This window comes from Streptosporangium sp. NPDC001559, assembly GCF_042893955.1.
In the GTDB taxonomy this organism is placed as follows: Bacteria; Actinomycetota; Actinomycetes; order Streptosporangiales; family Streptosporangiaceae; genus Streptosporangium.
In genome coordinates, this window is sequence record NZ_JBIAVG010000001.1 from 377,425 (window position 1) to 395,926 (window position 18,502).

At 71.8% G+C, this 18,502-nt stretch carries 17 protein-coding genes and 1 other RNA gene; 8 read left to right on the plus strand and 10 right to left on the minus strand.

What is annotated here, in order from left to right; translation table 11 throughout:
• The first annotated feature begins 8 nt into the window (after positions 1-8).
• The 6 genes from ACFYY8_RS01680 to ACFYY8_RS01705 all read left to right on the plus strand — a co-directional run bounded on the left by ACFYY8_RS01680 (position 9) and on the right by ACFYY8_RS01705 (position 5,787).
• Positions 9-629: a TetR/AcrR family transcriptional regulator gene (locus tag ACFYY8_RS01680; protein WP_390036080.1), complete on the plus strand. Its 621-nt coding sequence runs from the start codon at positions 9-11 to the stop codon at positions 627-629.
• A gap of 124 nt (positions 630-753) precedes the next feature.
• Complete coding sequence (locus tag ACFYY8_RS01685; RefSeq protein ID WP_390036082.1) at positions 754-2,583, plus strand: extracellular solute-binding protein; 1,830 nt, start codon at positions 754-756, stop codon at positions 2,581-2,583.
• A complete protein-coding gene (locus ACFYY8_RS01690) occupies positions 2,583-3,332 on the plus strand; it encodes a hypothetical protein (RefSeq protein WP_390036084.1) in 750 nt (249 codons plus the stop codon). The genes ACFYY8_RS01685 and ACFYY8_RS01690 overlap by 1 nt, the downstream gene beginning before the upstream one ends.
• A gap of 16 nt (positions 3,333-3,348) precedes the next feature.
• Positions 3,349-4,113 (plus strand): PspA/IM30 family protein, encoded by a 765-nt coding sequence (locus tag ACFYY8_RS01695; protein WP_390036086.1) that lies wholly within the window; start codon positions 3,349-3,351, stop codon positions 4,111-4,113.
• A gap of 81 nt (positions 4,114-4,194) precedes the next feature.
• Entirely contained in the window at positions 4,195-5,073 is an 879-nt protein-coding gene (locus ACFYY8_RS01700; protein ID WP_390036088.1) for a LysR family transcriptional regulator, read from the plus strand.
• A gap of 63 nt (positions 5,074-5,136) precedes the next feature.
• Complete coding sequence (locus ACFYY8_RS01705) at positions 5,137-5,787, plus strand: LysE family translocator (protein WP_390036090.1); 651 nt, start codon at positions 5,137-5,139, stop codon at positions 5,785-5,787.
• 11 nt (positions 5,788-5,798) lie between these two features.
• On the opposite strand, the gene ACFYY8_RS01710 is transcribed toward ACFYY8_RS01705, so the two are convergent.
• From ACFYY8_RS01710 to ACFYY8_RS01720, 3 genes are all read right to left on the minus strand, one after another.
• A complete protein-coding gene (locus ACFYY8_RS01710) occupies positions 5,799-6,074 on the minus strand; it encodes a hypothetical protein (protein ID WP_390036092.1) in 276 nt (91 codons plus the stop codon).
• Positions 6,067-6,423, minus strand: coding sequence for a DUF1622 domain-containing protein (locus ACFYY8_RS01715; protein WP_390036094.1), 357 nt, complete (start codon positions 6,421-6,423; stop codon positions 6,067-6,069). Before ACFYY8_RS01715 ends, ACFYY8_RS01710 begins: the two co-directional genes overlap by 8 nt.
• Positions 6,424-6,504: 81 nt before the next feature.
• Positions 6,505-8,082, minus strand: a complete 1,578-nt coding sequence (locus ACFYY8_RS01720) for an FAD-dependent monooxygenase (RefSeq protein ID WP_390036096.1) — start codon at positions 8,080-8,082, stop codon at positions 6,505-6,507.
• A 90-nt stretch (positions 8,083-8,172) separates the two neighbouring features.
• Between ACFYY8_RS01720 and ACFYY8_RS01725 the strand changes: the two genes are divergently transcribed.
• Positions 8,173-8,820 (plus strand): TetR/AcrR family transcriptional regulator C-terminal domain-containing protein, encoded by a 648-nt coding sequence (locus tag ACFYY8_RS01725; protein WP_390036098.1) that lies wholly within the window; start codon positions 8,173-8,175, stop codon positions 8,818-8,820.
• Here the strand turns inward: ACFYY8_RS01725 and ACFYY8_RS01730 are convergent.
• The 5 genes from ACFYY8_RS01730 to ACFYY8_RS01750 form a co-directional block, all read right to left on the minus strand.
• The gene (locus ACFYY8_RS01730; protein WP_390036100.1) at positions 8,817-9,560 is read right to left on the minus strand and encodes an SDR family NAD(P)-dependent oxidoreductase; all 744 of its coding nucleotides are present in this window, start codon (positions 9,558-9,560) and stop codon (positions 8,817-8,819) included. The two genes, ACFYY8_RS01725 and ACFYY8_RS01730, sit on opposite strands and share 4 nt — an antisense overlap.
• A 28-nt stretch (positions 9,561-9,588) precedes the next feature.
• Complete coding sequence (locus tag ACFYY8_RS01735) at positions 9,589-10,914, minus strand: FAD-binding protein (protein WP_390036102.1); 1,326 nt, start codon at positions 10,912-10,914, stop codon at positions 9,589-9,591.
• Positions 10,911-11,876 carry a decaprenyl-phosphate phosphoribosyltransferase gene (locus tag ACFYY8_RS01740; RefSeq protein ID WP_390036104.1) on the minus strand — a complete coding sequence of 322 codons (966 nt, stop codon included), beginning with the start codon at positions 11,874-11,876 and terminating at the stop codon, positions 10,911-10,913. Before ACFYY8_RS01740 ends, ACFYY8_RS01735 begins: the two co-directional genes overlap by 4 nt.
• Before the next feature lie 154 nt (positions 11,877-12,030).
• Positions 12,031-14,391, minus strand: coding sequence for an acyl-CoA dehydrogenase (locus ACFYY8_RS01745; protein WP_390036106.1), 2,361 nt, complete (start codon positions 14,389-14,391; stop codon positions 12,031-12,033).
• Positions 14,392-14,447: 56 nt separating this feature from the next.
• Positions 14,448-15,722 (minus strand): hypothetical protein, encoded by a 1,275-nt coding sequence (locus ACFYY8_RS01750; protein WP_390036108.1) that lies wholly within the window; start codon positions 15,720-15,722, stop codon positions 14,448-14,450.
• Positions 15,723-15,861: 139 nt separating this feature from the next.
• Here ACFYY8_RS01750 and ACFYY8_RS01755 point away from each other — a divergent pair, with 139 nt between their 5' ends.
• Positions 15,862-16,998 carry a S1C family serine protease gene (locus ACFYY8_RS01755; protein ID WP_390036110.1) on the plus strand — a complete coding sequence of 379 codons (1,137 nt, stop codon included), beginning with the start codon at positions 15,862-15,864 and terminating at the stop codon, positions 16,996-16,998.
• Positions 16,999-17,007: 9 nt separating this feature from the next.
• On the opposite strand, the gene ACFYY8_RS01760 is transcribed toward ACFYY8_RS01755, so the two are convergent.
• Entirely contained in the window at positions 17,008-17,841 is an 834-nt protein-coding gene (locus ACFYY8_RS01760; protein ID WP_390036112.1) for an isocitrate lyase/phosphoenolpyruvate mutase family protein, read from the minus strand.
• 149 nt (positions 17,842-17,990) lie between these two features.
• Positions 17,991-18,375, minus strand: a transfer-messenger RNA (tmRNA) gene (gene ssrA / locus ACFYY8_RS01765).
• Positions 18,376-18,502: the final 127 nt, after the last annotated feature.

Below are 18,502 nucleotides of genomic sequence, written 5' to 3' on the forward strand. Positions count from 1 at the left end.
GTTGGCGCATGACGAGACAGCGGGCCTCGGGCGGGGAGGACGGTCGCAGGGCCGCGACACGGCTTCGGCTGTTCGGCGCGGCGGTCGAGGTGATCGCCGAGGACGGCTACGCGGCGGCGACCGTCGAGGCGATCGCCGAACGGGCCGGGGTGGCCAAGGGCACGGTCTTCTACAACTTCGGCAGCAAGGACGGGCTCTTCACCGCCCTGCTCGAACACGGCATCCGGCAACTGGCGGAGACGATGACCCGGGCGGCCCAGGCCCAGGAGGGCCCGCTGGAGGCGCTGGACGCGGTGATCATGGCGCAGCTGCGCTTCTTCGAGGAGTACGCGGCCTTCGCCCGGGTGCTGCTGACCGAGATGTGGCGTACGGCCTGGCAGGAGACGATCGCCACGCTCAGGCGGGAGGTGCTGGGCGTCTACGCGGACACGCTGCGCGAGGCGGTCGCCCGGAGTGTGGTCCGCGCTGACCTGGACGTGGAGACCGCGGCGACCGCGCTGTTCGGCATGGTCCTGACCACCTCGATCGAGCGCAGGGCGCTGCATCCCACCCGTCCGGTCGAGCAGTTGCACGCCACCCTCGTCGACCTCGTCCACGGACGGGTAGCCGATCACCTCTTGTCCGAGTAAAACGGTTCTTCCTACGATCGTCTGACGATGCACCGGCTCTTCGCCCTTGATCGCGGATCACGGTTCCCGCCGGGGCGGTGGCGAACTCCGCGTCGGACAGACACCACCATTCTCGGGAGGCCGGGTGCAGCAGCCGCAGCGACGACGCAGGAACGTCGCCCCGTTCGTCATCGCGATCCTCGTCGCCGGCAGTCTGATCGTCGGCCTACGGCTGTTCATCGGAGGCCGGGACGACGAGGGCGGCGGAGGCGGCGAACCCGGGAAGGGCACCGCGACCGCGGCGGCCTGCGACGGTGAGGGGGTGCGGCTGACCGTGGCCGCCTCCCTTGAGAAGGCCGAGTTGCTGCGGAAGATGGCGGCGGGCTACAGCGGCAGGAAGGTCGGCGGCCGGTGCGCCGAGATCGCCGTGACCAGGTCGAGCGGCGGCCTGATCCAGGCGCTCGCCAGAGGCTGGGACGAGGGGCGCGACGGCCCGCGCCCCGACGTCTGGTCCCCGGCGAGCAGCAGCTGGATCGCCCTGCTCAGGCAGCGCGCCGCCGCGGCGGACACCGCCTCTCCCGTCGCCGACGACAATCCGTCGATCGCCAAGACGCCGCTGGTCGTCGCGATGCCCAAGCCGATGGCCGAGGCGCTCGGCTGGCCGGGCAAGAAGCTCGGCTGGTCCGACCTGCTCGAACTGTCGAAGAGCTCGTGGGCCAAGTACGGCCACCCCGAGTGGGGCGCCTTCCGGCTGGGCAAGACCAACCCCAACTTCTCGACCAGTGGCCTGAACGCCACCATCGGCACCTACTTCGCGGCCACCGGCCTGTCGGGCGACCTGTCTGAGCGCAACGTGGCCGACCCCGCCGCACGGGAGTTCGTGCGGGGGGTCGAGCACTCGATCGTGCACTACGGCGACACAACGCTGACGTTCCTGTCGAACCTGCAGCGGGCCGACGACGCCGGGACCGGTCTGAGCTACATCTCCGCCGTGGCCGTCGAGGAGAAGTCCGTCTGGGACTACAACGAGGGCAACCCGACCGGCGACCCCACGACGCTCGGCGAGCACGGCAAGCCCAAGGTTCCGCTGGTCGCGATCTACCCCAAGGAGGGCACCCTCTACTCGGACAACCCGTACGCGGTGCTGACCGCGCCGTGGGTGGACGACGCCAAGCGCGCCGTGGCCGCCGACTTCCTGGCCTACCTCCAGGCTGCGCCGCAGCAGAAGCAGTTCACCGACCACGCCTTCAGGTCGCACGACGGCAAGCCCGGCGGGCTCATCACCCAGGCGAACGGGCTGCTGCCCGCCGAACCGGGGAACACGCTCAGCCCACCCGCCCCCAACGTGCTCGACAAGGTGCTGTCCAGCTGGGCCGAGCTGCGCAAGCCCGCCAACGTGCTCATGGTGATCGACGTCTCCGGCTCGATGGGCGCCCAGGTGAACGGCACCGGCAAGAGCAAGCTCGAACTCGCCAAGCAGGCGGCCGTCAACGCGCTGCCCCAGTTCGGGCCGCACGACCAGGTCGGCCTGTGGATGTTCTCGACCGCGCGGGACGGCGCCAAGGACTATCTGGAGCTGGCCCCGATGGCGACCGTCGACGACGCCCAGCGCAAGCGGCTGCGGGCCAGGCTCGACGGGCTGACCCCGGACGGCGGGACCGGCCTGTACGACACGGCGCTGGCCGCCTACCAGCACGTGCGCGGGCGGCACAGCGGTGACGCGATCAACGCGGTGGTCTTCCTCACCGACGGCAGGAACGAGGACAACAACAGTCTCTCCCTGGACAAACTGCTGGCCGGGCTGCGCACCGAGCCGTCCAGGGAGTCGGTGCGGATGTTCACGATCGCCTACGGCCAGGACGCCGACCTCGGCGTGCTCAGCCAGATCTCCCAGATGACGAACGCCGCCGCCTACGACTCCAGGGAGCCGGGGAGCATCGACCAGGTGTTCACCGCGGTGGTGTCCAACTTCTGATGTCCCGGCTCGGTGAGGAACTACGCGACCCGTGGGGGCTGCTGCTCGGCGCGACCGCGGCGGGCGCCGCCTGGGCCGTGAACGTGCCCCCGGCGGCCGCCGTGTTCGTCGGGGCCGCCGTCTGGCTGACCAAGGTGGGAAGCGCCGTCCTTCAGGGCCGGGGCGGCGGCCGTACGGCGACCGTCACCTCGGGCAGCCAGGAGGAGCGGTGGCTGCGGCGGGCCGAAGCGGCGACGCGGAGCTTCGGCGAGCTGGGCGCCTCGATGGGGGACGGCCCGCTGGCCGGGCGGGTCGCGCTGATGCGCCCCCAGGTGGACGACGCGATGGCCGCCCTGCGGCGGCTGGCCCAGCAGGCGTCGCTGGCCTGCGCCGCGCTGGACAGGTTCGACCTCGACCAGCTCATGCGGGAGCGCCTTCGGCTGACCGGCGCCAGGGAGCAGGCCAGGAAGGAGGTCGTCGAGGACATCGACCGCGCGCTCGCCTCGCTGGCCGCCCAGCTTGAGGTGGTCGACCGGCTCGCGGAGACCAGGGACCGGGCGCTCGCCCGGATGGAGTCGAGCACGATCAGCGTCGAGGGGCTCCTGGCGCGGGTGGTCGAGCTGGCGGCGACGTCGGCCACCGGGGTCCTGGACCCGGCGCGGGTGCTCGACGAACTGGCCGCCGGGCTCGAAGGGGTCCGCATGGGCCTGCGTGAAACCGAACAGATCACTCGCGACGCGCTGGACCGGCAGCCCCCTCCGGAGCGGTAATCGGTAAGGAGTCCCCATGTTCGCACTCGTCCGCCGGGCCTGGCGCTATCTCGTCTTCGCCCTGTCCGGCAGGCTCTCCGAGCTGTCCGACCCCCGGGTCCAGATCGAGCAGGCCGTGCAGGAGGCCAGGGAACGGCACCGGGTGCTGACCCAGCGGGCGGCCTCGGTCATCGGCAACGAGCACGAGCTCGAACTGCGGCTCACCCGCGCGACGGAGGAGACGGACCGGCTCCAGGAGAACGCCCGCCAGGCGATCCTGCTGGCCGAGGGGTCCAGGGCCGCGGGGGACGAGGTCAAGGCCCGCTCCTACGAGGAGTCGGCCCGCGCCTTCGCCTCCCGGCTCGTCGCCGCGGAGGACTCTCTGCGGGACACCCGGCTCATGTACGAACGCGCGCGGCAGGCCTCCGACCAGGCACGTGCGGCCGTCGACACCAACGCCGCCGCCCTGCAGCGCACGCTCGCCGAACGGATGCGCCTGCTGTCGCAGCTCGACCAGGCCGAGATGCAGGAGCAGCTCAACAGGGCCATGGGCGAGCTGTCCGGGCTCGGCCCCGCCGGGGAGACCCCGACCCTCGGGGAGGTCAGGGAGAAGATCGACAAACGTTACGCCCGTGCCCTCGGCGAGGCCGAGCTGACCACGGGTTCCGTCGAGGCCAGGATGCTGGAGGTCGAGCGCGCCACCCTCGACGTCGAGGGCGCCGCCCGCCTTGAGGACATCAGGCGTGGTCTCGGCCTCGGCCGCGAGGAGGGGCCGGGGGACCGGCGGACCGGCGGATCGTAGACGTCGTGGACACGGCATGGCCGTACCAATGCATAACGTCCAGTGCCTATCTTTCCGCTGATTCATCGATAACTTTGATACATGCTCGACGTCGTACGGCTTCGCGTCCTGGCCGCCGTCGCACGGCACGGCTCGGTGACCGCCGCCGCCAGGGAACTGCACTACTCCCAGCCCTCCGTCAGCCACCATCTCGCCCGGCTCGAAGCCGAGACCGGGGCCAAACTGATCCAGCGGGCGGGCCGGGGCATCCGGCTCACCGAGGCGGGGCGCCTGCTGGCCGAACGGGCCGCCGAGATCGTCGGCCGCATCGACTCCGCCGCCGCCGAACTCTCCGCGCACGTCGGCCTGCGCGCGGGCCGGGTCAGGCTGGCCGCCTTCCCCTCGGCTCTCGGCACGTTCGTGCCCGGGGCGGTCTCGCTGCTCGCCAGGGAGCACCCGGGGCTCGAACTGCGCCTGACCGAGACCGAACCGCACGAGGCGCTGCGGATGCTCCGCGCCGGCTACGTGGACGTGGCGGTCGTCTTCCACCACGCCGACACCGGCCCCGAGGCCGAGGGTGTCCGGCTGACCCACCTGATGGACGACCCCGGCTACCTGGTCACCTCGGGCGTGCCCGGCGACCTGTCCGCGCACCGGGACTCCCCGTGGATCGGAGGTTGCGACCGGTGCCGCGGCCCCCTGTTGCGGTTGTGCGCGCGTGCGGGCTTCGCTCCGGACATCTCCTTCACCACCGACGACGTCGTCGCCGCCCAGGCCCTCGTGGCCGCCGGGATGGGGGTGACGCTCCTGCCGGGTCTGGCCCTGCGTGCGCACCGCAACCCGGGGGTCAACGCGGTCGAGGTGCCCGGCTCGACCCGGCGCATCCACGCCGCCACGTACGGCGAGCCGCCCCCTCCCCCGGCGACGGCCGCCCTGCTGGCCGCCCTGACCGTCGCGGCCCGCGCGACCGACGTCCCCTGAGCCGGGGCCGTACGGTGGAAAAACCTGAGGCGAACGGCCAGGTCACCCCTCTACGATCCGGATATGCCAGACCTGACGACGCTCGCTCTCTTCGCCGTGGCGACCCTCGCCCTGCTGCTCGTACCGGGCCCCGCGGTCCTGTACATCGTGACCCGCAGCGTCGCCCAGGGCCGTACCGCGGGCATGTTGTCGGTGATGGGCATCCACCTGGGCTCCGTGGTCCACGTGGCCGCCGCCGCCCTGGGCATCAGCGCGCTGCTGGCCGCCTCCGCGACCGCGTTCACCGTGGTGAAGTACCTGGGCGCGGCCTACCTGGTCTGGCTCGGCGTCCGCAAGCTGATGGCGGCCCGTACCGAGGGCGACGCCCCCGCCGAGCTCGGGACCGCCTCCAGGTCGCGGCTGTTCTGGGAGGGCTTCGTGGTCAACGTGCTGAACCCGAAGACCGCGATCTTCTTCCTGGCCTTCCTCCCGCACTTCACCGACCCCGCCCGGGGCCCGATCGCGCCGCAGATCGTGGTGCTCGGCCTGATCTGGATCGTGCTGGGCCTCACGAGCGACGGGGCCTTCGCCCTGCTCTCCTCCGCGCTCGCCGGGCGCCTGCGCGGCTCGGCCCGTGCCCGGCGCCGCCTGAACGTCACCAGCGGCGTCGTCTATCTCGGCCTGGGAGCCGTCGCGGCGTTCACCGGCGAGAGCGCCCAGGCCGCCAGGGCCTGAGCGCGGGTCCCTCAACGGGTCTCGGCGGGCGTTCGCGGCCGAGGCGTTCGCGGCCGGGTCAGGAAGCCCGCCACGACGACCTTGCGGACCACCACCGTGAACGCCGCCAGGGCGATCGCCGTCCACGTCTGGGCCCGCGACAGGCGCAGCAGTCCCGCCGCGACGAGGAAGTCGAGCAGCACCGCCATCGCGCCCCCGGGTCCGCCGCCACGCGCCAGCACGGCGAACGAGGCGGCCAGTCCCATGACGACGATCAGGACGGCGGCTGTCCCGAGGAGGTCAGCCATCGCCGATCATGCTCCTCTCCCGCTCGATCTCCCGGCTCAGGAAGAAGTTCAGCGCGGTCCTGATCGTCGCGATCGCCGCCAGTTGCCCGATCTGGGCGAAGCTCGGCGAGACGGCCGTCCGCAGCACGTCACCGGCCAGCTGGAACTCCAGCCCCAGCGCGAGGAATCTGCCCAGGAACAGCCGGACGGTGACGAACCCGTCGCCGTCCCCGCGTACGGCGGCCAGCAGGAACCGCGCGAAGGCCGTGACCGCCCCGGCGAAGATGACGATCGCGCCCGCCGCCTCGACGAGGCGGACGAGCAGGTTGACGGCCTCCCCGAGGATCTCCTCCGGCAGGAGATCAGGCATGTGGTGCTGGTACCCGCTGACCCGCGGGCCAAGCGGCCCCGCCCCCGGCGGGCGGCTCAGCGGGCTGCTCAAAGGGCGGCCTCAGCGGGCCGGGCCGAACCAGGTGGCGAGGGCGGCACGCAGAGCGGTCTCGCCACCTTCGGAGGAGTCCCCGGCGACCCAGGCGACATGGCCGTCCGGACGCACGAGCAGCGCCCGGGGCGCGGGCACCTCACCGGCGCCCGGCACGGTCCACACCCGGTCCGCGCAGCTCGCCTCGACCAGGTCGACCCGATCGTCCCACCCCTTGAGGGCCTCCCCGGCCTCCCCGGCCTCCCCGGCCTCCCCGGCCTCCCCGGCCTCCCCGGCCTCCCCGGCCTCCCCGGCCTCCCCGGCCTCCCCGGCCTCCCAGGCTTCCCCGGCCGGCCCGAGGTCGAGCAGCACCGGCCTGGCCGCGTACAGCAGGCCGTACAGCCTGACCGGGCCGTCCGGGGTCAGCAGGTCGAGGTCGGGGACCCGGCGGCCGAGCAGCGGGTGGTCCCCGCCCAGCGGGTACCGGACGTCCAGCGCGGTGATCACGCCGCTGAGCAGCCGGTTCACCTCGTCCACCTCGATGAGGCGGCCGAACGTCTCGCGCAGCGCGGTCATCTGCTCTCCCGGGTGCCCCAGCACGGTCTGCGCCCGCGTGTTGCGCAGCACCTCCTCGGCGACCGGGTGCCGTTCGGCGTGGTAGCTGTCCAGCAGTTCCTCCGGCGCGGTGCCGTTGACCACCAGGGCGAGCTTCCAGCCGAGGTTGAACGCGTCCTGCACGCCCGTGTTCAGCCCCTGGCCGCCCGCGGGGAAGTGGATGTGCGCCGCGTCCCCGGCGAGCAGCACCCGGCCCTCGCGGTAGCGCTCGGCCTGCCGGGCGGCGTCACTGTAGCGGGAGACCCAGCGGGGCTCATACATGCCGTAGTCGGTCCCGGCGATCCTGACCAGCGTCTCCCGCAGCGTCTCGAAGGTCACCGGGGCGTCCCGGTCGGCCACGTGGTCGTACTCGTTGGTCATCACCCGGTACCAGTCCTGGTTGAAGGACAGCACCGAGAAGGAGCCGTGCTCCCTGCGCTCCTGGAAGATCGCCTCCTCGGGCGGGTCGGCGAGCGACACGTCGCCGAGCAGCGCGGTCATCGTCGCCGGGGTTCCGGGGAAGCCGATCCCGGCGAGTTTGCGGACCGTGCTGCGCCCGCCGTCGCAGCCGACCAGGTAGGACGCGCGCAGCCTGCCGCCGCCCTCGGTCCCGACCTCGACGCCGGTCTCGTCCTGGCGCAGGTTCGTCACCCCGGACGACCAGCGCACCCGCACGCCGAGCCGGGCGGCGCGCTCCTCAAGCAGCCGTTCGATGGTCGTCTGCAGGACCATGAGCAGGAAGGGATACCTGGTCGCGAGGCCGCTGAAGTCCAGTGGCAGCGCCGAGAAGTGCCCCGCCTGCAGCCGCCGCCCGACGTCGAGGAAACCGCCGAGAAGGCCCCGCTGGTCGAGGACCTCCATGGTGCGCGCGTGGATGCCTCCCGCCCGTGACTCCCGGCCGCGCTCGGCGAGCCGGTCGAGCACGACGACCTCGACGCCCGCCAGCCTCAGCTCGCACGCGAGCATCAGCCCGGTCGGCCCGCCGCCCACGACCACCACGTCCGTCTTCTCCATGATCGCCCCCCTTAACGCCGTTAAATTTAACTGCGTTAAGGATTAATTGAACGATGTTAAACTGTCAAGAGCACAGGACGGAGAAACGGGATGAAGATCACTGCCGAGGAGATCGCACGGACCTCACTGCGGCTCCTCAACGAGGTCGGCCTCGACGGGCTCACCATGCGTCTGGTGGCCAAGGAGCTCGGCGTGCAGGCCCCCGCCCTCTACTGGCACGTCAAGAACAAGCAGGAACTGCTCGACGTCATGACCGGGATCGTGTTCGCCGAGAGTGCCTTGGGGCTTGAGCTGCCCGGACGCGGCACATCCTGGGACGAGTGGCTCGCCGACAGGTTCCGGCTGCTACGCCGTACGATGCTGTGCTACCGCGACGGAGCGCGGATGATGGCGGGCACCCATGTCACCGACCCGGTCATCTTCCGGACCACCGAGCTGGCCCTGCGGACCCTGGGGGACGCGGGCTTCCCCCTCGACGTGGCCGCCCGCTCCCTCCCCACGCTCCTGCACTACACGATCGGCTTCACCATCGAGGAGCAGGCCCGCACCGGCGAGGCGTACGGCGAGGCGGACAACCCCTACCAGGAGGGACGACTGGCCGCCTCCCTCGATGCCGAGCGCTTCCCCCTCACCCTGCGGGCCCTCGACCACCTCTTCGACGGCGACGGCGACACGAGCTTCGAGCACGGCCTGCGGGTCATCCTCGACGGCATGCGCGCCCTCCTGAAGGAGGACTAACGGGGCATCCTCCGCCACACGGCGCGGGGCAGAATCCGCATCACCGCGAACATCGCGCGCAGCGCGCCGGGCACCCACACCACCTCGGCGCCGGAGCGCAGCCCGGCGACCACCGCGTCGGCGACCTGGCCCGGAGTCGAGGACAGCGGCGCCGGGGACATGCCCTTGGTCATCCTGCCGACCACGAAGCCCGGCCGTACGACCATCACCCGGGCACCCGAGCCGTGCAGCGCGTCACCCAGCCCCTGGGCGAAGCCGTCCAGGCCCGCCTTGGCCGAGCCGTACACGAAGTTGGCCCTGCGCACCCGGATTCCCGCGACCGACGACAGGACGACCAGCGTGCCGTGGCCCTGTTCGCGCAGCCGCCGGGCCGCGAAGAGCCCCGCGGAGACGTGCCCGCCGTAGTTGACGGCGACCGCCCGCGCGGCGGCCACCGGGTCGGCGTCGTAGACCTCCTGGCTGCCCAGCACCCCGAAGGCGGGGATGATCACGTCGAGGTCGCCCACCAGCTTCACCGCGGCCTCGATCACCTCCCCGTGCGTCTCCGGCGCCGAGGCGTCGAACTCAAGCAGGTGCACCTCGGCGGTGCCGATCACCGGAGGCGTCTCACCGGGGTCCCGTGAGGCCAGCACGACCTTGCGGGCGCCGTCGCGGACCAGCCGTTGGACGATCTCCAGGCCGATCTCACTGCGCCCGCCGAGCAGCAGCACGGTGTCCACCGAGCCCAGGGCGTTCTTCATCGGACGAGCCTCCCACAACCTGTCGTCTTCACAGCCCGAGTCTCCTGGCCAGGTCGGAGCGGAAGACCCCGGCGGGGTCGGCCTCCTCGCGGATCTTGCGCCACTCGTCGAGCCTGGGGTACATCGCGGTCAGGGACCGCGCCGACATGCGGGAGTCCTTGGCCAGGTAGAGCCGGCCGCCCGCCTCCATGACCCACCCGTCGAACTCCCGCAGCAGCCGGGCGAGGCCCGCGCGGCCCGCCGGGATGTCCAGGGCGAGGGTCCATCCGGGCATGGGGAACGACAGCATCCCCGGCGTGCCGGGGCCGAACCGCTTGAGCACGGTCAGGAAGGACACCACGCCCTCGGCCGAGAGCCTGGAGACGATCCGCCGCAGCGTCGTCTCCTCACCGAAGGGCACCACGAACTGGTACTGGACGAAACCGTTCGACCCGTAGACCCGGTTCCAGCCCTCGACGAAGTCCAGCGGGTGGAAGAACGGCCCGATCTCCTGGATCAGCCCCGTCGCCGGACGCGACTTCCGGTACCAGGCCTCGTTGAAGGCCCGCACGGTCAGCGGGTTGAGCATGCCGTTCGGCGCCCACGGCGGTGCCTTCAGCCGCGTCCTCGGCGCGAAGGCCAGCGGCTCCGTCCCCCTGGGCAGCTCGGCGCGGCTCGCGTGGTCGCCCCGGGTGAGCACGCTGCGGCCCATCCTGGCCCCCGAGGCGAGCAGGTCGATCCAGGCGACCGTGTAGCGGTAGCGGTCGTCGGTCGCGGTCATCGTCTCAAGGGTGTGGTCCAGGTCGCGGGTGCGTTCGACGTCCACCCGGACCCGCGAGGTCTCGATCGGCACACACTGGAAGACCGCCTCGACGATCACCCCGGTGAGCCCCATCCCGCCGACCGTCGCCCAGAACAGCTCGTCGGCCGGCGTCACCGTACGGCTGCCGCCGTCCGCGGTGACCAGCGTCAGGGAGCGCACGTGGGCGCCGAAGGAGGAGTCCACGTGGTGGTTCTTGCCGTGCACGTCCGCCGCGACGGCCCCGCCGACCGTGACGTGCCTGGTGCCCGGTGTGACGGGGACGAACCACCCCTTGGGCACCAGGGCCGTCATCAGGTCGTGCAGGCTGAGCCCGGCGCCCGCGGTGACCAGCCCGGTGGACTCGTCGAGGGACCACGAGGTCAGCGAGGTGCAGTCGAGGACGAGTCCTCCGGCGTTCTGCGCGGCGTCGCCGTAGGCCCGGCCGAGCCCTCTGGGGGCGACGCCCCGGTCCGAGGCCCGCCGTACGAGGTCGGCGACCTCCTGCGGCGAACGAGGCCTGGCCACTCGCGCGACGGTCGGCGCGGTACGGCCCCAGCCGGTCAGCAGGGTCATGTGAGGTAGATCCCGATCAAGAGCGGAAGGAGGAGAAGGGCGACGAAGAGCTGGGTGGGCCGGTCACGCAGGGCGAGTTCCTCGGGCTCCTCGCCGACACCCCGGTCGACCAGCAGGTTGTGCCGCAGGACGATCAGCACGAAGGGGACGATGCTGATCGGGTAGAAGGGCCCCGAGTGCTCGTTCAGCGCCCACAGGCAGTAGGTCACGATCATGGCTCCCGAGGCCATCATCCTGACCCCGGCCAGATAGCCGGGTGTGTAGGCGGCCAGGATGGCCCGGGTCGCGTTGCCGGTCTCGTTGCCCATCGCGGCGCGCAGCTCGGTCTCGCGCTTGCCCGCGACGAGCTGCAGCGAGCCGAGCGAGATGACCACCAGGAACCAGCTCGTCACCGGCACCTGCACGGCGATCGCCCCGGCGAAGGCCCGGATGACGTGGCATCCCGCGACCGCGACGAGGTCGACCACCTCCTGGTGCTTGAGGTAGTAGGTGTAGGAGAAGGTCAGCGACAGGTAGCCCGCCACGACGAGCGGCAGCCGCCAGCCGCCGGACAGCGCGGCGATCGCGGGGGCCAGCAGCACGAACGCGATCCCGACCGCCCAGGCGAGCCGTATCGGGACCAGGCCCGCGGCGATCGGGCGGTGGCGTTTGCGCGGGTGGCGGCGGTCCGCCTCGACGTCGGAGGCGTCGTTGAGCAGGTAGGCCCCGCTGGCCGCGACACAGAAGGCGGCGAAGGCGATCAGCGCGTCCAGCATCCCCTGCACGGTGAACAGCACGCCCGCCGCGGCCGGGGCCGCGAAGATCAGGCCGTTCTTGAGCCACTGGCGAGGCCGACAGGCGCGCAGGAGGGCGACCGGCGAGAACCTCCGCGCGGGCTCGACGTCCACGGGTGGCTCAGGCTCGGCCTGCGACGGTCCGAGCACCGTCTCCTCGCTCATCGCCTCACGGCTGGAACCGCTCATCGCTTCACGACTGGGACGGGGCCCGAAGGAGGCGTGGGGGGAATTGTCACCTTGGGCATGGTGATCTGATTCTTGCCTTCCTGTGGCGTCGTCCACAAGGTCATTGACGATGGGAAAAGTCATCCAGGCCGAAACCGTACAGTGGCGGCGCGAATCACCTGCCGGGTTCCGGGTCGCGGGGCAGGCCGAGCAGCCGTTCACCGATGATGTTCAGCTGAACCTCGGTGGTACCACCGTAGATCGTCATGGCCCGGGTGGCCAGGATGGCGCGGTTCCAGTGGCCCGCGTCGCCGAGCGTACGGTCGGCGGCGGTCACCGCTGCGGCGCCCAGCAGACCGACCGCGCACTCGGCGACGTGCTGGGCGTGTGAGGTGGACAGCAGCTTGCGGACCGAGGCGTCGCCGCCGGGCTCCGCGCCGCTCAGCTGCCGCAGCGTCACCCGCAGGCCGAGCGCGTCGATGGAGTGGCCCTCGCAGAGCACCCCGGCCAGGTCCTGGCGTTCGACGGCGGTCAGCTCGCGGCCGAGCCTGCCCACGAACCCGAGCAGGTCGCGGATCGAGGAACCGGTGCCGCCCGTCCCCGAGGAAAGCAGGACCCGCTCGTTGGACAGGGTGTTGCGGGCGACCCGCCAGCCGTCGCCGACCTGACCGACGACCAGCTCGTCGGGGACGAACACGTCGTCGAGGAAGACCTGGTTGAACATGCTCTCCCCGGTCATCTCGGTCAGCGGCCTGACCGTGACGCCCGGGGACTTCATGTCCACCAGGAAGTAGGTGATGCCCTCGTGCTTGGAGCCGGTCGAGGAGGTGCGGGCGAGGCAGATGGCCCATTCTGCGATGTGCGCGATCGAGGTCCAGACCTTCTGGCCGTTGAGCCGCCAGCCTCCCTCCACCCGTTCCGCCCTCGTCTGGAGGGAGGCCAGGTCGGAGCCCGCGCCCGGCTCCGAGAACAGCTGGCACCAGACCATCTCCCCGCTGAGGGTGCGGGGCAGGAAGCGTTCCTGCTGCTCGGCGGTGCCGTAGGCGACGATCGACGGCACGACCCACGCGCCGATGATCATCTGGGGTGGCCTGACCCGGGCGGCCCTCAGTTCCTGGAGGATGAGCACCTGTTCGAGGGGGGTGGCCTCACGCCCCCACGGCCTGGGCAGGTGCGGCATGACGTAACCGGCCTCGGCCAGCGCCCGCCGCTGCTGCCGGCCTTCGAGCCTGGCTACCTCGGCGACCTCGGCGCGGACGCGTTCACGGAGCCCGGCGGCCTCCTCGGGCAGGTCGATCTCCATCTCCGGGCGCACACCGTCCAGTGCCAGCCCGGCGACCTTGTCGGCCCATCCGGCGGAGGGACCGAGCAGCGCGCGCAGGCTCAGCGCGCGGCGGTAGTAGAGGTGGACGTCGTGCTCGTAGGTGTAGCCGATGCCGCCGAAGATCTGGATCGCGTCCCTGGCGCACCCGACGGCGGCGTCCGGCGCGACCACCCCGGCGACCGCGGCGGCGTAGGCCGCCTCCCGGGCGTCCCCCCCTGCCGCCCGCGCCGCGCCGTCCTCGGCCGTCCGCGCGGCACCGTCCTCTCCGGGGGTCCGTACGGTCGCGTCCTCCCCGGCCGCCCGCGCGGCGTCGTCTCCTCCGGTCGTCCGTGTGACGCCGTCCTCCTCGGCGGTCCGCGCGGCCCGGACGGCGTCCCACACGGTCGCACGGGCCTGTTCGAGCGCGACGAGCATCCGGGCCGCCTTGTGCTTGACCCCCTGGAACTGCCCGATGGGACGGCCGAACTGCACGCGTCCCCTGGCGTACTCGGAGGCTGCGCGCACACACCAGGCGGCCACGCCCGCGGCCTCGGCCCCGAGCAGGATCGCCGCCAGGTCGTGGACACGCTCCGAGCGCAGGCCGTCGAGGACCCGCCCCGGCGGCACCTCGACCGCCTCGGCCTCGATCCTGGCCACGCCCCGGGTGAGGTCCAGCGCCTGGATCGGTGTCACGGTCACCGTTGAGGCGTCCACCACGACCCACACCCGCTCCCGCCGCGTGACGACGGGGAGCACCAGGACGTCGGCGAGGGTGCCGCCCAGGACCGGTTCGACGACCCCGCCGACGGTCAGTGTGCCGTCCTCGCCACGGGTTCCCGTCAGGGAACCGGCCGGAGGATGGGTCAGCGCGACCGCACCGGTCAGCGTGCCGTCGGCGAGCCCGGGGAGCAGTTCGGCACGCGCCTTGCCGTCCGAGGCCAGGATCACCGCGCTCGCCAGGACGGTCGGCAGGAGGGGGCCGGGGGCGACCCGCTCCCCCAGCGCCTCGACGGCCACGGCCGTCTCCAGCAGGCCGTATCCGCTGCCGCCGTACTCCTCGGGAAGATGGAGGCCGAGGAGTCCCTGGGCGGCGAGGCTCGTCCAGAACGCAGGACGGATCTCCTGCGGGGCCTGTACGGCGGCCCGCAGAACCTCGGGCGGGATGTTCCGTGCCGCCCAGCCGATCACCGACTCGCGAAGCTCCCGGTGCTCCTCCCCCAACCCGATCGCCATGACAGAGCCTCCAGACAGGGTTCAGTGACAGAAGCAGATTCTAGAATGTGTTTCCGTCAGAGCGCCCGGGCGCTTGCCACCAATGGCGCGATATCAGCCCAGAGCTCCTTGCGGGTGTCCGGAACGGTGACGAAGAGGATGGCCGGTTTGCGGCGGCCGATGTCCAGCAGCGTGAGCGCCGCCTGCGAGGTGTGCCGCTTGCCCTTCACCGTGTAGGTCACCCGGTAGCCGAGCGTCCATCCCTTGCCCGTGGCCGGTTTCTGCGACGCCGTCCAGGCCACCTTGGCACCCGCCGGATAGTGGTTGGCGATCGTCCACTTCACCGCGCCCGCCGCCGCCTTGCGGAACTCGGCGTCGGTCTTCAGGTCGGCCTGGGGAGAGGCGCCGGGGAGCAGGCCTGAGACGACCATCGTGCCCGGCTGCCGCGCCGTACCGACCTGCTGGCCCGCGGAGAAGGAGGGGATGTCGGACACCTGCCACGGCTTGCCCAGCTTGGCGTAGGTGATCGCCGCCCTGCTGTCGGTGACCGCGCCGAGCACCGGACTCGGCGTGCCGGACAGCGCCCGCAGCTTCGTCGTCGGGGGCAGGTCGGGCAGGGTGACCGCGGACGGTGACGACGAGGGCGAGGCGACGGCGGCCCCCGATCCGGCCCCGCTGCCCGACTGGTCGATCCTGTCGGGCCTGTCGCCGGAGAACAGCACGAAGACCAGGAAGACCGCCAGGGCCGTGACGAGCGCGGCGCCGACGCTGTAGACGAACCGGACGGGGATGTCCCCGATCCGGGTCAGCAGGCCCTCCTTGCGCCGCTTCGCCGGGGGCGCGAAGAGCGCCGGAGGCGGGCCGGGCACGAGGGACGGGGCCGGCCTGACCGCGGGCTCCTCGGCCGGAGCGGGCGTCCAGACGGGCTTCGAGGGAGAGTCCGCGGCCGTGTTCCTGGCCGCGGCCTCCCAGGCCCAGACCCCGGACAGGCCGCCGGAGGCCGGTTCTGCCGTCTCCGGCTCCTCGGGGGCGTGCTCCCTCTCATCCGTTTCGAGCCCGGGGAAGCCCGCCATGGGGAAGAGCCAGACGGACTCCTGCTCCTCGGCCGCCTCGCTCTCCGGCACCGGAGACGGCGCCGGGGACGGCTCAGAGGACGGCTCAGGAGGCAGCTCGGGTCTGGGGACCAGCACGGTCTCCTCGCCGTCGCCGATGGGGAACCGGCGCGGCACCCGAGGATTGATCAGCGTGCCGTCCTCGGCGCGGATGGCGGGGATGGGCGCCGTGGGCGCGTCGTAGGACGGGATGTATCCGTCGCGAGGGCGCCCGGAGGAGTCGCCGCCAACATCCGCCATGAGCGCCAGGCTATGCCACCTCACCTGATGGGCGAAACGCGTACCATCACGCTTCGGCCACGAGACACCGGGGAAGGGGACCGGCCCGCCGCTCCCCGTCAAGAGCATCTTCCGCGCTGAGCTGGGAAGATACTCCCGCATGCAGGGATGGAGTTCACGGGCCGTGCTGTCCGTCGCCGTCGTCATGACGCTCGCGGGATGCGGCCAGAGCGCGAGACCACCGGCCGCGGGCCCCGAGCCCTCACAACCGGGCACGACGGTCGCCACGCCACCACGGGCCTCGGCGGACGGCGCCTCCCCCGGTGCCCCCATCGGCCCGCCGCCGGGCGGCTCCCCTGTCGGGCCCGAGGCCCTGGAGTCCAAGTACGAGCAGGTCATCGCCACGGTGCTGCCGTCCATTGTGCAGATCACCACGAAGAGCGGCCTCGGCTCCGGTGTCATCTACGACACCCAAGGACACATCATCACCAACGCCCACGTCATCGGACGTTCCACAACCTTCGAGGTGACACTGGCCAGCGGCGGCAAACCCCGCGCCGCACGGCTCGTCAAGGCGTACGGGCTCGGCGACCTGGCCGTGATCAAGGTTGACGACCCGACGGGGCTGAAGCCCGCCAGGTTCGGCGATTCGAGCAAGCTCCGGGTCGGGCAGCTCGTCCTCGCCATGGGCAACCCCCTGGGCCTGTCCGGCAGCGTCACCAACGGCATCATCTCGGCGCTCGGCCGTACGGTCAGCGAACCGCAGGAGGAGGGCGGCCCCGGGGCGACGATCACCGGAGCCGTCCAGACCTCGGCCGCGATCAACCCCGGCAACAGCGGCGGCGCCCTGGTGAACCTCTCCAACGAGGTCATCGGCATCCCGACCCTGACGGCCGTCAACCCGGAGCTCGGCGGCGGTCAGGCCCCCGGCATCGGGTTCGCGATCCCCTCGAACACCGCGACCGACATCGCCAACCAGATCATCAGGCACGGCAAGGTCACCAACACCCACCGGGCGGCCCTCGGGATCACCGTGCAGACGGTGATCGGCTCCGACGGCAGGCCCGCGGGTGTCGGCGTCGTACGGGTCGCCCCCGGCGGCAGCGGCGCGAAGGCGGGCATCAGGCGTGGCGACGTGATCCTGTCGATCAACGGCGCCCCCACTCTGGACACCCAGGCCCTGGCCGAGGCCATGGCGGGCCTCAACCCCGGCGACCGCGCCCAGGTTCAGCTCCTGCGCGCCGACGCGTCAAGGGCGACGGTCACCGTCACGCTGGGCCAGCTGCCGAGTGACTGACCGGGTCCCTCAGCCGCCCAGGATCGCGTTGAGCCTGCCGTACTCCAGGGCGCCCTCAAGGGGCGTGTAGGTGCCCGAGGAGAGAACCTCCCGGGTGGCCTTCCAGACCACGGCGTAGGCGGCTTCAACGATCGAGGAACCCAGGCTGACCCGGGCGACACCGAGCGCGGCCAGCTCGGCGACCGTGGGGGCCCCGGACCCCACCAGGATGTTCAACGGAGCCGCCACGGCCCCGGCGAGTGCGGCGACGGTCTCCGGATCGACGACTCCGGGCACGAAGACGCCGCTGGCCCCGGCCGCGAGATAGGCCTCGGCGCGCTCGACCGCCGCCGCGAACCGCTCCTTCGGCGTCTCGCCGACCTGACGCAGGTAGACGTCGGTCCGCGCGTTGACGTAGAGGGGGATCCCCGCCTCCTCGGCCGCCCGCCTGGCGGCGGCGAGCCGCTCGCACTGCTCCTCGACGGGACGCAGCGGCGTGTCCCCGCCGTGCAGGGAGTCCTCGATGTTGACGCCGACGGCACCGGCCGCGATCACCCGCCCGACCGTCTCGGCGACCCCCTCCGGGGTGTCCGCGAAGCCGCTCTCGATGTCGGCGGTGACGGGCAGGTCGACGGCGGCGGCGATCCTGGCGATCAGGTCGATCGCGCGGTCACGGTCGAGCCGGTCACCGTCGGGGGCGCCGAGACTCCAGGCGACCCCGGCGCTGGTCGTCGCGACCGCCCTGACCCCGGCCTCCTCCACAAGACGCGCGCCGGCGACGTCCCAGACGTTGGCGAGCACCAGCGGCGCGCCGCCCCGGTGCAACGAGTGGAACAGCTCTGCTCTCTCACGAAGGGTCGTCATGGCGAACAGTAAACCAGTTCGATCATCCCCCAGGAGGGGAAGGCCCGTTCGAGTCGCCGCCGCGGGAAAAACGCCGAGGGCGGCCGCGCGGACTCGGGTCCGTGCGACCGCCCTCAGACGATCTGCTCCGTGCGCGGGGCACGGAACGGGGGTGGAGGTGGCGGGAATCGAACCCGCGTCCTTCAACTCCAAGACAGGGCTTCTCCGGGTGCAGCCTGCTTTGCTTTTCTCAGCCCCGGCGATCACACAGGCAAGACGCCGACGGGCTCAGCCACTGTTTGGTTTCCCGATCTTCCCCGTGGCCGGGTCGATCGGTTGAGCCTCCTAGCGATGCCGGATCCGGGCCGGAGGCGCTCCCGGGCCGGCAGAAGTCACTCGCTGCTTAGGCGGCGAGCGCCAGGCGAGCCTGGCTGACTTCGGAGTGCGTCTTATTGGCACTTGTTGGTTGCGGTCACAGTGTTAACGAGGTTATGTCCGCAGTCCTCGACCCGCTTCTCCTGGCTTGCAAAGCCAAAGTCGAAACCAGTCACCCCCCTGTTGAATTGTCAACCCGGTCTGGGACCGAGGATCCGAAGATACCCGGTACAACACCGGTAACGCCAACTCGATTCCCGGTGAACGGCTCGTTTCCCGGCGACCGGCGGGCCGGCCGGTCATGACG